Genomic DNA, 19,088 nt, shown 5'->3' with positions numbered 1-19,088 from the left:
AATTGTTCGAGGGGCGGCCCGGCGGCGCCACCCGGGAGTTTGTTGTGAATGGCAACAAAGTATGGCCCCGGGACCGGCCACCGGCAAGACAGAACGTGAGATATTTTCCGACCTGATGCCGGGCGACCACTATCCGGCCAGCCACAGCACTCCACTCGGCGGAAGCTGCAGCACCGCCGAGGCCGGCAGCCCGTGCCACGGCTCCGCGGTGGCCTCGACCGCGCCCAGGTTGCCCACCCCGGACCCGCCGAACGCCTCGGCGTCGGTATTGAGCACCTCCGTCCAGCGGCCGGCGGCGGGCAGCCCGACCCGGTAGTCACGGTGCGGCACCCCGGCGAAGTTCGCGACGCAGGCCAGCCGCGAGCCGTCCGCGCCGAGACGCAGGAAGCTCAGCACGTTGCCACCCGAGTCGTTCGCGTCGATCCAGCGGAAGCCCTCCGGCCGGACGTCCTGGGAGAACAACGCCGGGGACTCACGGTAGAGCGCATTCAGCTGCCGCGTGAGGTCCCGCACCCCGCGGTGCAGCGGCGTCTCCAGCAGCTCCCAGTCCAGCGCGCGGGACTCCGACCATTCGCGCGTCTGGCCGAACTCCCCGCCCATGAACAGCAGCTGCTTGCCCGGATGCGCCCACATGAAGGCCAGCAGCGCCCGCAGGCCGGCCGCCTTGTTCCAGTCGTCGCCGGGCATCCGCTCCCACAGCGAGCCCTTGCCGTGCACCACTTCGTCGTGCGAGAGCGGCAGCACGAAGTTCTCGCTCCAGGCGTAGACGAGCGAGAAGGTCATCTCGTTGTGGTGGTAGGCCCGGTGCACCGGCTCGTGGCCGAGGTAGCGGAGCGTGTCGTGCATCCAGCCCATGTTCCACTTGAAGCCGAAACCCAGGCCGCCCAAGTGGGTCGGGCGCGTGACGCCGGGCCAGGCGGTGGACTCCTCGGCCACCAGCACCACACCCGGGTGTCGCTTGTAGACGGTCGCGTTCAGCTCCTGCAGGAACCGCACCGCGTCGAGGTTTTCCCGGCCACCGTACTCATTGGGCAGCCACTCCCCCTCGCCGCGCGAGTAGTCCAGGTAGAGCATCGAGGCGACCGCGTCCACGCGCAGGCCGTCGAGATGGAACTCCTCCAGCCAGAACAACGCGTTCGCGACCAGGAAGTTGCGCACCTCGTTGCGCCCGAAGTTGAACACCAGGGTGCCCCAGTCCGGCTGCTCGCCGCGGCGCGGATCCTCGTGCTCGTAGAGCGGGCTGCCGTCGAACCGGGCGAGCGCCCAGGCGTCGCGCGGGAAATGCGCCGGCACCCAGTCCACCAGCACGCCGATCCCGCGGCGATGCAGATGATCGACCAGATACCGGAAATCGTCCGGTGAACCGAACCGCGAGGTGGGCGCGTAGTACGAGGTCACCTGGTAACCCCAGGAACCGCCGAAGGGATGCTCGGCCACCGGCAGGAACTCCACGTGCGTGAACCCGGTGTCCTGCACGTAATCGGCGAGCTGGTCGGCCAGCTCGCGGTAGCCGAGGCCGGGCCGCCACGAGCCGAGGTGGACCTCGTACACGCTCATCGGCGCGTCCGCCCACTCGGTCGCCTCGCGCCGGGCGATCCACTCCGCGTCGCTCCAGGCGTAGGCGGATTCGGTCACCTTCGAGGCGGTCGCGGGTGGTACCTCGGTGGCGAACGCCATCGGGTCGGCCTTCTCATGCCACTGCCCGTCCGCACCGAGAATGCGGAACTTGTAGCAGGCGCCGGTCTCCACGCCGGGTACGAACAGCTCCCACACGCCGGACGAGCCGAGCGACCGCAGGGCGTGCCCACGGCCTTCCCAGCCGTTGAAGTCACCGATCACCCGCACGCCGCGCGCGGTCGGCGCCCACACCGCGAAGGACACTCCGCGGACGGCGCCGTTCGGCGTGTCGTACGAACGTACATGCGCGCCAAGGACGTCCCACAGCCGTTCGTGCCGGCCTTCGCCGATCAGGTGCAGGTCAAGCTCGCCGACGGTGGGCAGCCAGCGGTACGGGTCGTCGGTGACCACGGTCTGCCCGTGGTAGGCGACCTCGATCCGGTAGTCGCCCGGGTGCTCGGGCAGGATCGCGGCGAACAGCGCGTCCGCGACCCGATCGAGCGGGTACCGGCGGTCCCCGGCGAGCACCGTGACGGCCTCCGCGCCGGGCCGCAGCGCGCGGACCGCGACACCGTGCTCAACGGCGTGTACGCCGAGTACAGTGTGCGGGTCGTGATGCGAGCCGTCCAGCAGCCGGTCGATGTCCTGCGGGGACGGAGCCGCCGCGGACAGCTCCCGGGGAACGGCGTGCATCGGATCACTGGTCACGGGATCCCTCACCTTCTTCGGTGCTGCGGGCGATCGCTGCCAGCGGCACGGCCAGCCAGTCCGGCCGGTTCGCGTGTTCGTAGGCGACCTCGTAGACCGCCTTGTCGAGTTCGAAAGCCCGCAGCAGCACCGCGTGCGCGAGCGGGTCACCGACCGGGCCGCCGGCCTCGGCGTACCCGGCACAGAAGGCGGCGCGGTTGCGCTGCGCCCACTCCTGCGCTCGCGCCGCCGTCTCCGGCCCGTGTTCGGCTTCGCCGACCAGGAATTGCTGCGCGGCGTAGTCGAAGGACCTGAGCATGCCCGCGACATCACGCAGCGGCGACTGCAACGCGTGCCGCTGCGCGACCGGCGCGGCGGGTTCACCCTCGAAGTCCAGCAGCAGCCAGCCGCCGACCGTGCGCAGCACCTGTCCCAAGTGCAGATCGCCGTGGATGTACTGCCGCGACACCGGCGGCAGATCCGCGGCGCCCACCGCGTCGAACGCCGCCCGCAGCGCGGGGACATGCGGAGCGAGCTGTGGCACCGCCGCGGCGACCTGATCCAGCCGTTCGTGCATCGCCCGCACCGTGCGGGCCAGCTCGGCCCGGTCCACCGGGTCGGTACCGAGTGCCCCGGCCAGATCCGCGTGCACCGCGGCGACGGCGGCGCCCAGCCGCTCGGCCTCGGCTGCGAAATCGCCGCCCGCCTCGTCCGGCCGCAGGTCCGGATCGGCCAGCAGGTCACGCACGCTCGTGCTCGCCATCGCCCAGCCGTCGACGGCGTCGGGCAGGTATTCCTGCAGCATGCCGATGGTGACCGGTTCCCCGGCCAGCTCACCGGTGATCGAGCCGACGACCCGGGCCACGTGCGCGCACCCGGCGGCCTGCAGGGCGCGGTGCAGCAGCAGATCCTTGTTGATGCCCGGGCTGAGTTTCCGGAACAGCTTCAGGATGTACTGCCCGCCGTACACCAGCGAGGTGTTGCTCTGCTCGGTGGTGATCGGCCGCGCGCGCAACCCGCCGGTGAGCTGTTCCCCCGGCTCGGCGGCGAAACTCAGCCCATCGATCCGGGTCCCGGCCGCCATCGCGTCGAGCAGCATCGCGGTGAGGTCCGCGTCGCCGCTGGCCTCGTAACGATCGCTGCCCTCGCCGAACAAGGCGGACGACGCGATCTCCGGTGTCCCGGAACGCCATCCGACGAGCAGCTGATACGGCTCGACGCGCTCGCCCTGCACCACGTCCACCACGACATGCCACAGCGCCGGATCACCCTCGATCAGCACGGTGGGCTCGTGCGGGCGGACCACGTCGACCGGGCGGTCCTTGCCCGCGAACCAGCGCTGAGCGGGCAGCCACTGCGCCAGCCGCCCGGCGGGGATCCCGTGCTCGCCCGTCACGCGTCGTCCGGCCCGAGCAGCTGGAACCAGTAGAACCCGTGCCCGGGCAGGGTCAGCAGATACGGCAGCTCGCCGATGTCCGGGAACCGCACGCCGCCGGTCAGCTCCACCGGCGTGGCCCCTTGGTGCGCGGCCAGGTCCAGCTCCACCGGCTGAGGGAAGCGCGAGAGGTTGTTCACGCACAGCACCACGTCCTGGCGCCCGTCCGGCCGGCGCCATTGCCGCTGGTAGGCCAGCACGCTCGGGTTCGAGCCGCCGAGATCGAGGAAATCCCCCTGCGCGAAAGCGTGATGCTGCTTGCGTACCTCGATCATCCGGCGGGTCCAGTTCAGCAGCGACGACGCGTTCTCCGCCTGCGCCTCCACGTTCAGCGCCTGGTGGCCGTAGACCGGGTCCATGATCACCGGCAGGTAGATGCGGCCCGGATCGCAGGCGGAGAACCCCGCGTTGCGGTCCGGTGTCCACTGCATCGGAGTGCGCACCGCATCCCGATCGCCGAGCCAGATGTTGTCGCCCATACCGATCTCGTCGCCGTAATACAGCACCGGGGAACCCGGCAGCGACAACAACATCGCGGTGAACAGCTCCTGCTGATTGCGGTCGTTGTCCAGCAGCGGCGCCAGGCGGCGGCGGATGCCGATGTTCGCCTTCATCCGCGGATCCTTGGCGTACTCGGCGTACATGTAGTCGCGCTCTTCGTCGCTGACCATTTCGAGCGTCAGCTCGTCGTGGTTGCGCAGGAAGATGCCCCACTGCGTGCCGGACGGGATCTGCGGCGTCTGCAGCAGGATCTCCGAGATCGGGAACCGCGACTCGCGGCGCACGGCCATGAAGATCCGCGGCATCAGCGGGAAATGGAAGGCCATATGGCATTCGTCCCCGCCGGCCGCCGGATCGCCGAAGTACTCCACCACGTCCGAAGGCCACTGGTTCGCCTCGGCCAGCAGGATCCGGCCCGGGAACTCGTCGTCGACCACCTTGCGGCACCGCTTGAGGAACTCGTGCGTGCGCGGCAGGTTCTCGCAGTTGGTGCCCTCCTCCTCGAACAGATACGGCACGGCGTCCAGCCGGAACCCGTCGATGCCCAGGTCCAGCCAGAACCGCAGCACATCGATCATCGCCTCCTGCACGGCCGGGTTCTCGTAATTGAGATCCGGCTGATGCGTGAAGAAGCGGTGCCAGTAGAACTGGCCACGCACCGGGTCGTAGGTCCAGTTCGACGTCTCGGTGTCGACGAAGATGATCCGCGCGTCCGCGTAGCGCGAGTCGTCGTCGCTCCACACGTAGTAGTCGCCGTACGGGCCGTCCGGATCCTGGCGCGACTGCTGGAACCACGGGTGCTGGTCCGAGGTGTGGTTCAGCACCAGATCGGTGATCACCCGGATACCCCGCCGATGCGCTTCGTCGAGCAGGTACACGAAATCCTCGACACTGCCGAATTCCGGCAGTACGGCACGGAAATCACTGATGTCGTACCCGCCGTCGCGCAGCGGTGAGGCGTAGAACGGCGGCAGCCACAGGCAGTCCACGCCCAGCCATTCGAGGTAATCCAGCCGCCCGGCCAGCCCGCGCAGGTCCCCGGTGCCGTCGCCGTTCGAGTCGGCGAACGCACGCACGAGCACCTCGTAGAACACCGCGCCCTTGAACCACTCCGGATCGCGCGGCGCGGCGTGCGCGTGCCCGAAGTCGTCCGCCTGCGGTTCCACCAGCAGGCCGTCCGCCGTCACCGCCTCGCCGGTGTGCGGCACGCCCGCCAGGCCCGGTGCCGGATCGAGCCGGCGCTCCTCGTCCATCCGTTCCACCTCAGTCTTGTCCCGGGTACGTTCGATCGTCCCTGCCGCGGCGCGCGCGTGCAGGGTGGGCGGGCGGGATCCGCCGGTCAGTCCGCGAGCCGGCGGCGCAGCGAGACCACGTGCGCCACCGCCCGCCACGGTTCGAGCCGCACGAAGTTCTCCGCGCTCCAGTCCCAGGTGTCGCCCGTGACCTCGTCGTGCGCGATCAGCCGTTCCGCCCGGTCGAACCCGAGCGCGGGCAGGTCGAGCCGCAGCGTGCCCTCCCGGGCGCTGTGCGGATCGAGGGTGACCACGGCGACCACCGTGTCACCGGTCGCCGGATCCTGTTTGGAGTAGGCGATCAGCGCGTCGTTGTCCACGTGGTGGAAGTGCAGCGAACGCATACCCTGCAACGCCGGGTGCGCGCGGCGGATCGCGTTCAACCGGGCCAGCCACGGCTCCAGCGAACGGCCCTGCGCGAGCGCGCCGGCGAAGTCCCGCGGGCGCAGCTGGTACTTCTCCGAGTCGAGGTACTCCTCGCTGCCCGGGCGGACCGGCTCGCTCTCGAACAGCTCATACCCGGAGTAGACGCCCCAGGTCGGCGACATCGTGGCGGCCAGCGCGGCGCGCAGCGCGAACATGCCCGGACCGCCGTGCTGCAACGATGCGTGCAGGATGTCCGGGGTGTTCACGAACAGGTTCGGGCGGCCCTCCGGCCAGTGCGCGACCAGATCGGTGCCGAACTCGGTCAGCTCATCCTTGGTGGTGCGCCAGGTGAAGTAGGTGTAGCTCTGGGTGAAACCGAGCTTGGCCAGCCCCCACAGCCGGGCCGGGCGGGTGAACGCCTCGGCCAGGAACAGCACGTCCGGATGCGTGTCCTTGACCGTCTGGATCAGCCAGGTCCAGAAGTCCGGCGGCTTGGTGTGCGGGTTGTCCACCCGGAAGATCCGCACCCCGTGCGAGACCCAGTGCAGCACCACGCGCAGCACCTCCTCGTAGAGGCCGCGCGGATCGTTGTCGAAGTTGATCGGGTAGATGTCCTGGTACTTCTTCGGCGGGTTCTCCGCGTAGGCGATGGTGCCGTCCGGGCGGGTGGTGAAGAACTCCGGATACTTGAGCACCCACGGGTGATCCGGCGCGGCCTGCAGCGCCAGGTCGAGCGCGACCTCCAGGCCCAGCTCCCCGGCGCGCGCGGTGAACGCGCCGAAGTCCTCGATCGTGCCCAGCCGCGGGTGCACCGCCTCGTGCCCGCCCTCGTCCGCGCCGATCGCCCACGGCGAGCCGGTGTCGTCCGGGGTGGCGTCCAGGGTGTTGTTGGGGCCCTTGCGGTTCACTCGGCCGATCGGGTGAATCGGGGGCAGGTAGACCACGTCGAAGCCCATGCCCGCGATCCGGTCCAGCTCGCGCGTGGCGGTGGCGAAGGTGCCGTGCACCGGGCGCCCCTGCGCGTCCACGCCGCCGGTGGAGCGCGGGAAGAACTCGTACCAGGACCCGAACGCGGCGCGGCGGCGATCCACCCACAGCTTCAGCGTGCGGCCCTTGGTGATCAGCTCCCGTACCGGGAACTCGTGCATGATCCGGCGGACCTCCGGCGAGAGCGCCGGGCCGGCCCGCTCGGCGAGCGGGCGGTCCTCGTCGCGCAGCGCGGCCGCGGCGCCGGCCAGCAGGGCGCGCTCACCCCGGCGCTCCGGCCGGCGCGAGACGCGCTCCAGCAGCAGGGCGCCGGTCTCCAGATCGTTGGCCAGCTCGCCGGCCCCTTGCCCGGCGCCGATCTTCACCTCGACCGTGTGCTCCCAGGTGGCCCACGGATCGCTCCACGCGTCCACCCGGTAGGTCCACATGCCCTCGGCATCGGGCACCAGCACCGCGCCGAACCGGTCCAGCCCGCTGCCCTGCTCGCTCATCCGGGCCTGCCGGGCGGCACGGTCGCCCGGACCGCGCCAGGACACGGTGGCCGCGACCGCGTCGTGTCCCTCGCGCCAGACCGTGGCGGTGACCGGAAAGTGTTCTCCCACAACGGCTTTGGCCGGATAGCGGCCACAGCTGACGGTAGGTGCGACGTCGTCGATCCCGAGCCTGCCGGACATGGCAACGCCCCTTTTTCCCGTGGTCGGACAGTGCGGACGCGAGCACTTGCAGTGTGCCTGATTCCCGCAAAGCCCTTGACAGCGGGGCCTTTTACCTCCCCCGCCGCCACCCGGTCGAGCGAACGCACCACCGTCCGGGCGGCTGTGAAGGGACCCTTCACGGACTCTGGGTCCGTGAAGGGTCCCTTCACGGACCCAACCGGGGCGTGCGTCAGGGAAGTGGGGTGGTGAGGTGGTCGCGCGGCGCACGCAGCAGCTGCAGGGAATGCGCGGTCATCCGGATCGTCGACTTCGGTTCGAGCACGCCGGGGTTCGCCGGGCTGCCGTCCGCGGTCCCAGTGTCCAAAGTGGGCTTGAACGTCTCGCCGTATTCCGGTCCGGGCAACACCACGTCCACCGGTTCGTCACCGGAATGCAACATCAGCAACCAGGAATGGTCCGTGACGAGCGCGCCTTCCCGGTTGCGCGCCTGGCTGTTCGACCCGTCGATCCACAGGCACAGCGTGCGCCGGTCCTCGTCGAACCAGTCGACCTCGTCGAACTCCTCGCCGTCCGGCCGGAACCACACCAGATCAGGTTTGCCGCTGAGGGTGGTGCGGCCTTCGAAGAACTCCGGCTGCCGCAGCGCCGGGCTTTCCGCGCGCAGCCGCACCATGCGGCGGGTGAAGGCGAGGATCGGCACCGCTTCCTCCGGCGGCGTCCAGTCGATCCAGGACGTCTCGTCGTCGAGGCAGTAGGCGTTGTTGTTGCCCCGCTGGGTGCGCCACATTTCGTCGCCCGCGGTGAGCATCGGCGTACCGGTGGACAACAGCAGGGTTGCCAGCAGGTTACGCGCCTGCCGGGCGCGCAGCGTGGTGATCGCCTCGTTGTCGGTCTCGCCCTCCACGCCGTGGTTCCACGAGCGGTTGTCGGTCGTGCCGTCGCGGTTGTCCTCGCCGTTGGCCTCGTTGTGCTTTTCGTTGTAGGACACCAGATCCCGCAGGGTGAACCCGTCGTGCGCGGTGACGAAGTTGACCGACTGCCAGGGGCGGCGCAGGTTGTGGTCGTAGAGGTCGGACGAGCCGGACAGCCGGTAGGCGAGATCGCGCACGCCGGTGGCGCCGCGCCAGAAGTCCCGCACCGTGTCCCGGTAGCGGCCGTTCCACTCCGCCCACTGCGGGCCGAAGCCGCCCACCTGGTATCCCCCGGCGGTCGCGTCCCACGGTTCGGCGATCAGCTTGCACCGCGCCAGCACGGGGTCGGTGGTGATCGCGGTGAACATCGCGGAATCACGGTCGAAGCCGCCCCCGCCCGGCCTGCCGAGCGTGCTCGCCAGGTCGAACCGGAAACCGTCCACGCCCAGCTCCTGCGTCCAGTACCGCAGGGAATCGGTGACCAGGCGGACCACCGTGGGCGAACCGGCGTCCAGGGTGTTGCCGCAGCCGGTCAGATCGGCCATGTGCCCGCGCCGGGTGTGCAGGTAGTAGGCGGGGGCGTCGAGACCGCGCAGGGACAGCGTCGGCCCGTCCGGACCGCCTTCGCAGGTATGGTTGAAGACCACGTCGAGAATGACCTCGATGCCCGCGCCGTGGAGCGCGGCCACCATCGTGCGGAACTCCTCGACCTCACGGCCTGGCTCGCTGGCGTAGGACGGATGCGGCGCGAAGTAGCCCAGCGGCGAGTAACCCCAGTAGTTGTGCCGCCCGGCGCGGATCAGCGCGGGCTCGTCGGCGTAGGCGTGCACCGGCAGCAGCTCCACCGCGGTCACCCCGAGCCGGGTCAGGTGCTCGATCACCACCGGGTGGGCCAGGCCGAGGTAGGTGCCGCGCAGCGGTTCGGGGATGAACGGGTGCTGCGCGGTGAAGCCCTTCACGTGCAGCTCGTAGAACACCGACTCCTCGAACGGCACCTCCGGCTTGATCCCGGTCTCCGGGCCGCCGGGCGAGGTGACCACCGACAGCGGCACCCGGCCCAGCGAGTCCACAGTGGATTTCGGGCCGCGGTCCGGGTCGCCGACGAAGCCCTGCGCCGCGACCAGGTCGGTCAGCCGTCCGGTGATCCGGCGCGCGTACGGATCCACGAGCAGCTTCGCCGGGTTGCAGCGCAGCCCGCGTGCCAGGTCGTACGGGCCGTGTACGCGGTAGCCGTAACGCTGACCGACGGTGACGCCGGGGACCAGCCCGTGCCACACGCCGAAGGTACGCTCGGTCAGCTCGATCCGCCGTTCCGTCCCGTCCTCGCCGATCAGGCAGACCTCGACCGAATCGGCGACCGCCGAGGTCACCGCGAAGCGGACGCCGCCCGCCTCCGGGTGGGCACCGAGCGGGAACGGGCGGCCGGCGAGGACCTGGTTGTCGGGTGCGGGTCGGGTAGCCATGGGCAGATCCTTCCAGTCCCGGCGCCGCGGCGGCTCCGCCACCGGGGGCTCTTTCCCGCCCCTCCCACTCTCCCCCACCCTCCGGGCGCGCCAAGGCTGTGAAGGGACCCTTCACGGACGCTGAGGCTGTGAAGGGTCCCTTCACAGCTCTTGGGCCGGGGCGGTGAGGACGAAGGAGTGGCCGGGTAGCAGGGCGGAAGAACCCGCGAAGCGCGGTTCGCCCCAGGAAGCGAGGATCGCGCCCGGGGTGCCGGAGAGCGGGACGGTGGCCGGGTCCGGGGCGAAGTTGCAGGCCAGGCGGAGTGCGCCGCGGTGCAGGACCAGCCACGAGCCGTCAGGCGCGGTTTCCACGACGAGCCCGGCGAGCCGCGGGTCGGCCAGCTCGGGGCGGTCGCGGCGGAGCCGGATCAGCATCTGGTACAAGGCGAGCATCTCGCGGTGGCCGTCGCGGCCCGGCTCAGACCAGTCCAGCCGTGACCGGGCGACGGTGGCCGGGTCCATCGGGTCCGGCACGTCCTCGGCGACCCAGCCATGCCGGGAGAACTCGCGGCGACGCCCCGTACGGACCGCTTCGGCCATCTCCGGGTCAGGGAAGGAGGCGAAGAACTGCCACGGCGTGCTCGCCGCCCACTCCTCCCCCATGAACAGCATCGGCGTGTACGGCGAGCAGAACACGACGGCGGCCCCACAGGCGAGCAGGCCCGCGGGCACCGTCGCGGACAGCCTGTCCCCGGCCGCGCGGTTGCCGATCTGGTCGTGGTCCTGCAGGTAGGCGAGGAACCGGTGGCCCGGCAGCACGCGCGTGTCCACCGGACGGCCGTGCGTGCGCTCGCGGAACGAGGACCAGGTACCGGCGTGGAAGAACACCTCGCGCAGCGTCTTCGCCAATGCGTCCGGCGCGGCGAAGTCCGGGTAGTAGCCGGTGGTCTCGCCGGTGAGCCGGACATGCAGCGCGTGGTGCAGGTCGTCGGACCATTGCGCGTCCAGTCCGTAACCGCCGCCGTCACGGCTGGTGACCAGCTTCGGGTCGTTCAGGTCGGACTCGGCGATCAACGGCAGCGGGCGGCCGAGCGTGGTGGACAGCGCTTCGACCTCGACGGCCAGCTCCTCCAGCAGATGCGTCGCGCGCTTGTCGACCAGCGCGTGCACGGCGTCGAGCCGGAGCCCGTCCACGTGGAAGTCGCGCAGCCAGCCCAGCGCGTTGTCCAGTACGTAGCGACGTACCTCGTCCGAGCCGACGCCGTCGAGATTCAGCCCGGCACCCCAGTCGGTGCGACCGGCGAAGTACGGGCCGAACCGGTCTAGATAGGCACCGGACGGGCCGAGGTGGTTGTAGACCACGTCGAGCACCACGGCGAGCCCACGCGCGTGACAGGCGTCGACGAACCGCTTCAGCCCGTCCGGGCCGCCGTACGGCTCGTGCACGGCGCCCCACAGCACGCCGTCGTAGCCCCAGCCGGCGACGCCGTCGAAGGAGTTCACCGGGAGTAGCTCGACGTGGGTGACGCCCAGGTCGACCAGGTGGCCCAGTCGCTCGATCGCGGCGTCGAACGTCCCGTCCCCGGTGAAGGTGCCGAGGTGCAGCTCGTAGATCACCGCGCCGGGCAGCTGTCGTCCGGTCCACGCGTGGTCGGTCCAGGTAAACTCGCTGTGGTCGTACACGCGCGACGCTTCGTGTACGCCGTGTGGCTGCCGCAGCGAACGGGGGTCGGGCAGGGGCCGTTCGTCGTCGCCGAGCAGGAACGCGTAGTCGCTGCCGGTGACCTCGGTGCGCCACCAGCCGCCTTCGGCCGTGGTCATTTCGTGGTCAACGCCGTCAACGCGTACGCGGACCCGGTCGGCCGTGGGCGCCCACACGGTGAACATCAGGCTTCCTCCCGAACCAGCAAGGCCACCGGATAACGATCGAACAGCGTGGCCGCGCGGGGTGCGTCGCCGACCGCACGGCGGGTGAGCACGTCGGTCCACTCGCCGTCGCGCAGCGGCAGGACGGTGTCCCGCCAGCCACCCGCGCGTTCGAGCCCGAGCGGCAGCCGGGTCACCGCCACGACCAGCCGCTCCCCTCGTTCGAACGCGAGCAAGTGGTCGGCGGCGAGGCCCTCGGCGTGTAGCGGACGGTAACCGGTGAACAGCTCCGGCCGATCCCGGCGCAGGGCCAGAACCCGGTGCACGACAAGGAGTTTCGCCGCCCCGGACGCGTCGATCGCGGGCTGCTGCCCCGCCTGTACGCGCGCCAGGATCTCCCGGCGGGACAGGTAGTCGACCGGGCGCCGGTTGTCCGGGTCGACCAGCGAGTGGTCCCACAGCTCGGTGCCCTGGTAGACATCCGGCACGCCGGGTCCGGCCAGTTGCACCAGCTTCTGGCCGAGCGAGTTCGACCAGCCCGCGCCCCGCACCCTGGCGACGAACGCCGCCACGTCGGCGGCCAGCTCGGCGTCGGCGAGCACCTCGTCCGGCCACGCGGCGACGGCCTGTTCGAACTCCTCGTCGTGGTCGGTCCAGCTGGTGCGGAGCTTGGCCTCCTTGGCCGCCTTGTCCAGGTAAGCGCGCAGCCGTTCGGGCGAGATCGGCCAGGCACCGACCAGGGTCTGCCAGGCCAGCAGGTTCAGCGCGGGTTCGCTCAGCCCACGCCGGGCAGTCCACCGGCGTACCGCGGCGACGAACTCGTCGGCCACTTCGGACAGTGCGGCGAGCCGTGCCCGGGTGTCCTCGGACCGTTTGGTGTCGTGCGTGGTCAACGTGGTCATGGTGGTCGGCTGCGCAGCGGCGCGGCCCGCGGCCAGCGTGTGGAAATCCGGCACGGCCAGGCCGAACCGGTCCGGGCTGCCGCCGACCTCGTTCAGCGCGGCGAACCGGGTGAACCGGTAGAACGTGGTGTCCTCGGTGCCCTTCGCCACGACCATTCCCGAGGTCTGCTGCAGGCGCGTGGCCAACTCGCCCTGCGGCGCGCCCCGCACCTGGCTGTCGAGCGCGTCGAACGCCGGGGCCAGCTCCGGACGGCGACCCCGCGCCCGCTCCACCGCAGCCGCCCACGTGCGCGCGCCCTCCGGCAGATACGAGCGGTAGACCCCGAACGCGATCATCACCTCGGCGACCGCCGCGCGCGCCGCCTCCGGATCGACCCCGCCGAGCAGCGCGGCGATCCGACGCACCTCGGCGACCAGGATCTCGTCGGTGACCAGGCGCCGTGAACGCTCCTCGACCTCCACGTACCCGGTCCGCGCGCCCTGTTCGGCCGTCAGCCGGGTGAACACCGGCGCCGCGGACGGGTCGATGAACACCCCCGCGATCTCGCCCAGCGCGTCGTAACCGGTGGTGCCGTCGACCGGCCAGCTCTGCGGCAGCGCCTCGCCCGGGTGCAGGATCTTCTCCACCACCAGCCACGCGTTCGGCGCCCCGGCGCGCAGCCTGCGCAGGTAGCCGCCGGGATCGGCGAGACCGTCCGGATGGTCCACCCGCAACCCGGTGACCTCGCCCGCGGACACCCAGCGCAGCACCTCGCCGTGCGTCTCGGCGAACACCTCGGGACGTTCCACGGACACCGCGGCCAGATTCGTGATGTCGAAGAACCGCCGGTAGTTCAGCTCGCGGTTGCCGCGCCGCCAGCCGACGAGTTCGTAATGCTGCCGCGCGTGCACCTCCTGCGGCGTGCCTTCGCCGGTGCCGGGCGCGATCGGGAACCGGTGCTCGTAGTAGGCGAGTTCGTCGCCGTCCACGGTCAGCTCGGCCACCGCCGCGTCGTCGCCGAGCACCGGCAGGAGCAGCCTGGCACGGCTCCAGTCGATGTCGAAGAACTCCGCGTACGCCGAATCACGGCCGTGCCGCAGCACGTCCCACCACCAGCGGTTCGCCTTGGGCACCTCGACGGACATGTGGTTCGGCACGATGTCGACCACGAACCCCAGCGCGGCGTCTTTCACCTGCGCCACCAGGGTTTTCCGGCCTTCCTCCCCGCCGAGTTCCGGACGTGCCCTGGTCGGATCGGTGACGTCGTAGCCGTGCGTGGACCCGGGGGTGGCGTCGAGCATCGGCGAGCCGTACAACGCGCCGACGCCCAGTTCCCTGAGGTAGCCGACGATTCCCGCGGCTTCGAGGAAACCGAACTCCGGACGCAGCTGCACGCGGTAGGTCGAAGTGGGAGTGCTCATTCGTCAACGTCCTCCTGTGCCTTGCGGGATACCCGCACCCAGTCGGCCGCACGAGCAAGCTGACGCGATTGTGTACTCATACGTCCTCCTCACGTGCCGTACGCTGCAGCACCACGAGCGACCGCGCCGCCAGGGTGAACTTGCCACCGCCCTCGACCGGTTCCGCGCCGCTACAGCCGACCTCGCCGGTGGCGGTGTCCAGCACGACCGTCCACTCGCGACCGTAGCCGTTGCCCGGCAGCGTAACCGCGAGATCCTCCCAGTAGGCGTTGAACGCCAGCAGGAACGAATCGTCGGACACCGGCATCCCGCGTGGGTCGAGGTCCGGGATGCCCTCGCCGTTGAGGAAGATCACCATCGACTTGCCGAAGCCGTCGTCCCAGTTCTGCTCGGTCATCTCCACGCCCGCCGGGGTGAACCAGGCGATGTCGCCGAGTTCCGCGCCGCCGCGCACCGGCTTGCCCTGGAAGAACCGGCGGCGCCGGAACACCGGATGCGCCTTGCGGAAGGCGGTCAGCGCGGCGGTGAACGCGACCAGATCGGCGTTCTCGGTGACCTGGTCCCAGTCCATCCAGGACAGTTCGCTGTCCTGGCAGTAGGCGTTGTTGTTGCCTTCCTGCGTGCGGCCCATCTCGTCGCCGTGCAGCAGCATCGGCACGCCCTGGGACAGCAGCAGCGTGGCCAGCAGGTTGCGGCGCTGGCGGGCGCGCAGCCGCAGCACCCCGGCGTCCTCGGTGAGACCCTCCACCCCGCAGTTCCACGAGCGGTTGTCGTCCGCGCCGTCGCGGTTGCCCTCGCCGTTGGCCTCGTTGTGCTTTTCGTTGTAGGAGACCAGATCCGCCAGGGTGAACCCGTCGTGCGCGGTGACGAAGTTGATCGAGGCGAACGGGCGGCGCCCGTCGTCCTGGTACAGATCCGAGGAACCGCTGATCCGGGAGGCGAACTCGCCCAAAGTGGACGGTTCCCCGCGCCAGAAGTCCCGCACCGTGTCGCGGTACTGCCCGTTCCACTCGGTCCAGCCCGGCGGGAAGTTGCCCACCTGGTAGCCGCCCGGCCCGACGTCCCAGGGCTCGGCGATCAGCTTGACCTGGCTCACGATCGGGTCCTGCTGCACCAGGTCGAAGAAGGTGGACAGCCGGTCCACGTCGTAGAACTCCCGGGCCAGCGCGGAGGCGAGGTCGAACCGGAAACCGTCCACGTGCATCTCGGTGACCCAGTAGCGCAGCGAGTCCATGATCAGCTGCAGGGTGTGCGGGTTGCGCACGTTCAGCGAATTCCCGGTGCCGGTGTAGTCCATGTAGTACTGCGGATCGTCCTCCACCAGCCGGTAGTAGGCCTCGTTGTCGATCCCCCGCATCGACAGCGTCGGACCGAGCTGGTTGCCCTCCGCAGTGTGGTTGTAGACCACGTCGAGGATCACCTCGATGCCCGCTTCGTGCATGGCGCGCACCATGCCCTTGAACTCCGGTACCTGACCGCCCTGTCCGGGCATGGCGGCGTACGCGTTGTGCGGCGCGAAGTAGCCGATCGTGTTGTAGCCCCAGTAGTTGCGCAACCCCCGCCCGTCGAGAGCGTGGTCGGTGACGAACTGGTGTACCGGCATCAGCTCCACCGCTGTCACGCCCAGCTTCTGCAGGTGCTCGACCACCGCCGGGTGCGCCAGCCCCGCGTACGTGCCGCGTAGCCGTTCGGGGACGAACGGATGCGTCATCGTCATGCCGCGTACGTGCGTCTCATAGATGACGGTCTCGTGGTACGGCGTGCGCGGCGCACGGTCGTTGCCCCAGTCGAAGAACGGGCTCACCACCAGTGAGTACGGCACGTAGCCCGCGGAGTCGTCGTCGTTGCGCTGCTCCGGGTCGTCGAACCGGTAGCTGAACAGCGCCTCGCTCCAGTCGACCCCACGCGAGAGCGCCTTCGCGTACGGGTCGATCAGCAGCTTGTTCGGGTTGCAGCGCAGGCCCTTCGCGGGCTCGTACGGGCCGTGTACGCGGAACCCGTACCGCTGCCCGTGCCCGACGGCGAGCAGGTAGCCGTGGTGCACGAACCCGTCGACCTCCTCCAGCCGGATCCGGGTCTCGGTCCCCTGCTCATCGAACAGGCACAGCTCCACGTACTCGGCGACCTCGGAGAACAACGCGAAGTTGGTCCCCACACCGTCGTAGGTGGCGCCGAGGGGGTAGGGCTTTCCGGGCCAGGGCCGCACGGGCTCTCCTTCGGGACTTCGGGTCGGGCTTCAGCTGCTGGGCAACGGACGGGCCGCGGCGAGCGGGGCGATCGCCGCCCACACGCGCGGGTCGGCGAAGAACTCGTCGACGGTGACGGGCAAGGGAATCCGCCAGTTGGGGTACTCGTCCACGGTGCCGGGCAGGTTCGGCTGACGCCGCTCGCCGACCACGTCGGCGGGCGCGGTGAGCACCAGCCGCGAAGCCGCCGACGCCAGCAGCGCGTGCAGGGCGAGCACCGGGTCGTCGTCCGGGATCCCTTCGCGGGCAACGAGTTCGAGCAGCATGCGGCGCTCCTCGTCAGCCGCGGCGTACTCCTCTTCGCTGGTGCGGGTGAGCAGGCCCAGCTCGGAGCGCACGCGTACGTGCTCCGCGGAGAGCCAGCCGGAGACTGTCGGCAGGTCGTGCGTGGAGATGCTCGCCATCGCGGCGGGATCCCACTTCTCCGGCCGCACGAACGGCTGGTCCGGGGCGTCCCAGTCGCGCTGGAACCACAGCACCGCGGAGCTGAGCAGCCCCCGCTCGTGCATGGTCTCGGTGACGACGTCTTCGACGGTGCCGAGGTCCTCGCCCACCACCACGGCCCCGGCGCGGTGCGCCTCCAGCGCCAGCACGCCGAGCATCGCTTCGGCGTCGTAGTGCACGTACGTCCCCCGGCCGGCCGGTTCGCCGGGCGGGATCCACCACAGCCGCCACATCCCGGCGACGTGGTCCACGCGGATACCGTCGGCATGCTGCAGCACCCCGCGTACGACGTCGCGGAACGGCCGGTACCCGGCCGCGGCGAGCCGGTCCGGCCGCCACGGCGGCAGATTCCAGTCCTGACCCTGCTGGTTGAAGGCGTCCGGCGGCGCGCCGACGCGCACGCCCGGGGCGAACACGTCGCGGTCGGCCCAGGTGTCCGCGCCGCCGGGATGGACGCCGACCGGCAGGTCGTGCACCACGCCCACCGGCATCCCGGCCGCCCGCGCGGCGCGGCGTGCGGCGTCGAGCTGCTCGTGGCAGAGGTGTTGCAGCCAACCGTGGAACTCGATCCGCCCGGCCAGCTCACGACGCGCTGCGGCGACTTCGACACTGCCCGGATCGCGCAGCGGCTCCGGCCACTCCCGCCAGTCGTGGCCGTGCACCTCGGCGAGCGCGCAGAACGTCGCGAACTCACGCAGATCGTCGTCGAGGACGATCGGGTGCGGATGGAACGGCCGGAGCAGCTCAAGCGCCGCGAGTTTGGCCGTCCAGACCGCGTCGTAGTCGATCAGTCCTTCGCCTGCGGCCGGACCACGCAGCTTCGCGCGGGTCTCCTCGTCGGCCCGCGCGTACGCGTCGGTGTCGGTGACGCGTAGGTACAGCGGGTTCGCGAACCGGCGGCTGGACGGCGAATACGGCGAGCGCTCCACGGGATGCGCCGGGGCGATCGCCTGCACCGGGTTGACCAGCAACACGCCCGCGCCGAGTTCCGCGGCCGACCGGGTGGCCATCGTGGCGAGGTCGCCGAAGTCGCCCATGCCCCAGGACTGCGGCGAATGCAGGGCGTAGAGCTGCAGCATCCAGCCCCACGCCGGGGGCACCGCGGGCAGCCGGTCCGGGACGACCGCCAGCGGGATCCGCCGGTCCGCGGTCACCACCTCGTGCCAGCCCAGCGGCAGGTCGGCCGGCACCGTGGTGCCGACGTCACGACTCGTCCCGTCCTCCAGCTCCACGGTGGCGGACACGCCCAGCGCACGCTCCCGCCCGGCGCGGACGATCAACGTGGCCGGCAGGCCGCCTTGCTCACGAGCCCGCCGCACCGCGGCCAGCTCCCGCCGGAGCGCCTCCGGCGTCGCGGCGTCCACGTCCAGCTGCGCGAGCACGGCGACCACGACGTCGGCTTCGACGGCCACCTCGATCTGGCCGGAGTTCTCGTACCGGGTGGCCACCCCGTGCGCGGCGGCGAGTTCGGCCAGTTCCGGGGACACGAGCGGGTTCGGGGATCCGGGAGCGGGGCTCTGCACCGGTCCAGTCTCCCGGCCACCGGGCCCGCCCGCCATTCGCCCCGCCGCATCGCGAAGGCGAAGCGGTGACCGGCCGGTCGGGGGGCGTGCCGGCCGGTCACCGCCCACACCGAACACAGAGGGCCGCTCGCCCCGAAAATGACGCGTGGCAGCGGACTTCACTCTTTCGAGTTGGTTTCCCGTTTTCGGGTGGGCGGTGCACTCCGACGCCGGTAGAAGACCGGGAGGAGGCGCCTCCGCATGCCCGGCCGCGCATGTTTCCCGACTGGCTCATCCTCAGTGGACAGTCCGGCGACCGGATCACCATTCCCCCCACTTGGCAATCCTCCCGGCACACCACCGGGCGAATCACGTCGACGACCCGGCCGCGCACCCCGCTGCGGCAGCCGAGAATCCGCGCCGAGCCGAGCGGCCACACGCCCGACGACCCCGCAACGCCCCAGCCCCACGCTGCCGACCCCGGCCGCCCGAAATACCCCCGCCCCACCACGCCCGACAACCGCACGCTCACGCCCCACCACACTCCGGCACCCCGAATCCGCGCGCCCCACGCGTTCCAGCCCCGGCAAGGCCCACGACGCCGCAAACCCGCACGCTCGGACCCCACCACGCATGAAGGTAAGCGCTGTGAAGGGTCCCTTCACGGACGCTGATAGGGCTTTGTTATGGGGGTAGTTCTCGTTGACAGAGGGCGCAGGCCCCGGTCCAGCATGTGAGCAGGTTCTGCAGGAGCAGGGCGACCTGTCCGAGTGTCAGGCCGGGGCCGCGTTTTTTACTGTGCGGGCGCGGTATTCGGTGAGGAACAGCAAGGC

Annotated in this window: 9 protein-coding genes; all 9 read right to left on the bottom strand. The window is 70.6% G+C overall.

The window, feature by feature from the left end:
- Nucleotides 1-129 precede the first annotated feature (129 nt).
- The 9 genes from glgB to malQ all read right to left on the bottom strand — a co-directional run bounded on the left by glgB (nucleotide 130) and on the right by malQ (nucleotide 18,240).
- A complete protein-coding gene (gene glgB, locus D5S19_RS05090; RefSeq protein ID WP_120022242.1) occupies nucleotides 130-2,310 on the bottom strand; it encodes a 1,4-alpha-glucan branching protein GlgB in 2,181 nt (726 codons plus the stop codon).
- Nucleotides 2,311-2,314: 4 nt separating this feature from the next.
- A complete protein-coding gene (locus D5S19_RS05085; protein WP_120022164.1) occupies nucleotides 2,315-3,700 on the bottom strand; it encodes a maltokinase N-terminal cap-like domain-containing protein in 1,386 nt (461 codons plus the stop codon).
- The gene (gene treS / locus D5S19_RS05080) at nucleotides 3,697-5,493 is read right to left on the bottom strand and encodes a maltose alpha-D-glucosyltransferase (protein WP_120022241.1); all 1,797 of its coding nucleotides are present in this window, start codon (nucleotides 5,491-5,493) and stop codon (nucleotides 3,697-3,699) included. Before treS ends, D5S19_RS05085 begins: the two co-directional genes overlap by 4 nt.
- Nucleotides 5,494-5,579: 86 nt before the next feature.
- Nucleotides 5,580-7,559: an alpha-1,4-glucan--maltose-1-phosphate maltosyltransferase gene (locus D5S19_RS05075; protein WP_120022163.1), complete on the bottom strand. Its 1,980-nt coding sequence runs from the start codon at nucleotides 7,557-7,559 to the stop codon at nucleotides 5,580-5,582.
- 211 nt (nucleotides 7,560-7,770) lie between these two features.
- Nucleotides 7,771-9,915 carry a glycogen debranching protein GlgX gene (gene glgX / locus D5S19_RS05070; RefSeq protein WP_120022240.1) on the bottom strand — a complete coding sequence of 715 codons (2,145 nt, stop codon included), beginning with the start codon at nucleotides 9,913-9,915 and terminating at the stop codon, nucleotides 7,771-7,773.
- Between the two features lie 141 nt (nucleotides 9,916-10,056).
- The gene (gene treZ / locus D5S19_RS05065; protein ID WP_120022239.1) at nucleotides 10,057-11,784 is read right to left on the bottom strand and encodes a malto-oligosyltrehalose trehalohydrolase; all 1,728 of its coding nucleotides are present in this window, start codon (nucleotides 11,782-11,784) and stop codon (nucleotides 10,057-10,059) included.
- A complete protein-coding gene (treY, locus tag D5S19_RS05060; RefSeq protein ID WP_120022162.1) occupies nucleotides 11,781-14,063 on the bottom strand; it encodes a malto-oligosyltrehalose synthase in 2,283 nt (760 codons plus the stop codon). Before treY ends, treZ begins: the two co-directional genes overlap by 4 nt.
- A 76-nt stretch (nucleotides 14,064-14,139) precedes the next feature.
- Nucleotides 14,140-16,269 (bottom strand): glycogen debranching protein GlgX, encoded by a 2,130-nt coding sequence (gene glgX, locus D5S19_RS05055; protein WP_120022161.1) that lies wholly within the window; start codon nucleotides 16,267-16,269, stop codon nucleotides 14,140-14,142.
- Nucleotides 16,270-16,299: 30 nt separating this feature from the next.
- The gene (gene malQ / locus D5S19_RS05050) at nucleotides 16,300-18,240 is read right to left on the bottom strand and encodes a 4-alpha-glucanotransferase (RefSeq protein WP_120022160.1); all 1,941 of its coding nucleotides are present in this window, start codon (nucleotides 18,238-18,240) and stop codon (nucleotides 16,300-16,302) included.
- Nucleotides 18,241-19,088 lie beyond the last annotated feature (848 nt).

Source organism: Amycolatopsis panacis, assembly GCF_003600245.1.
Lineage (GTDB): Bacteria > Actinomycetota > Actinomycetes > Mycobacteriales > Pseudonocardiaceae > Amycolatopsis > Amycolatopsis sulphurea.
This window is presented reverse-complemented; position numbering and strand designations above follow the sequence as displayed.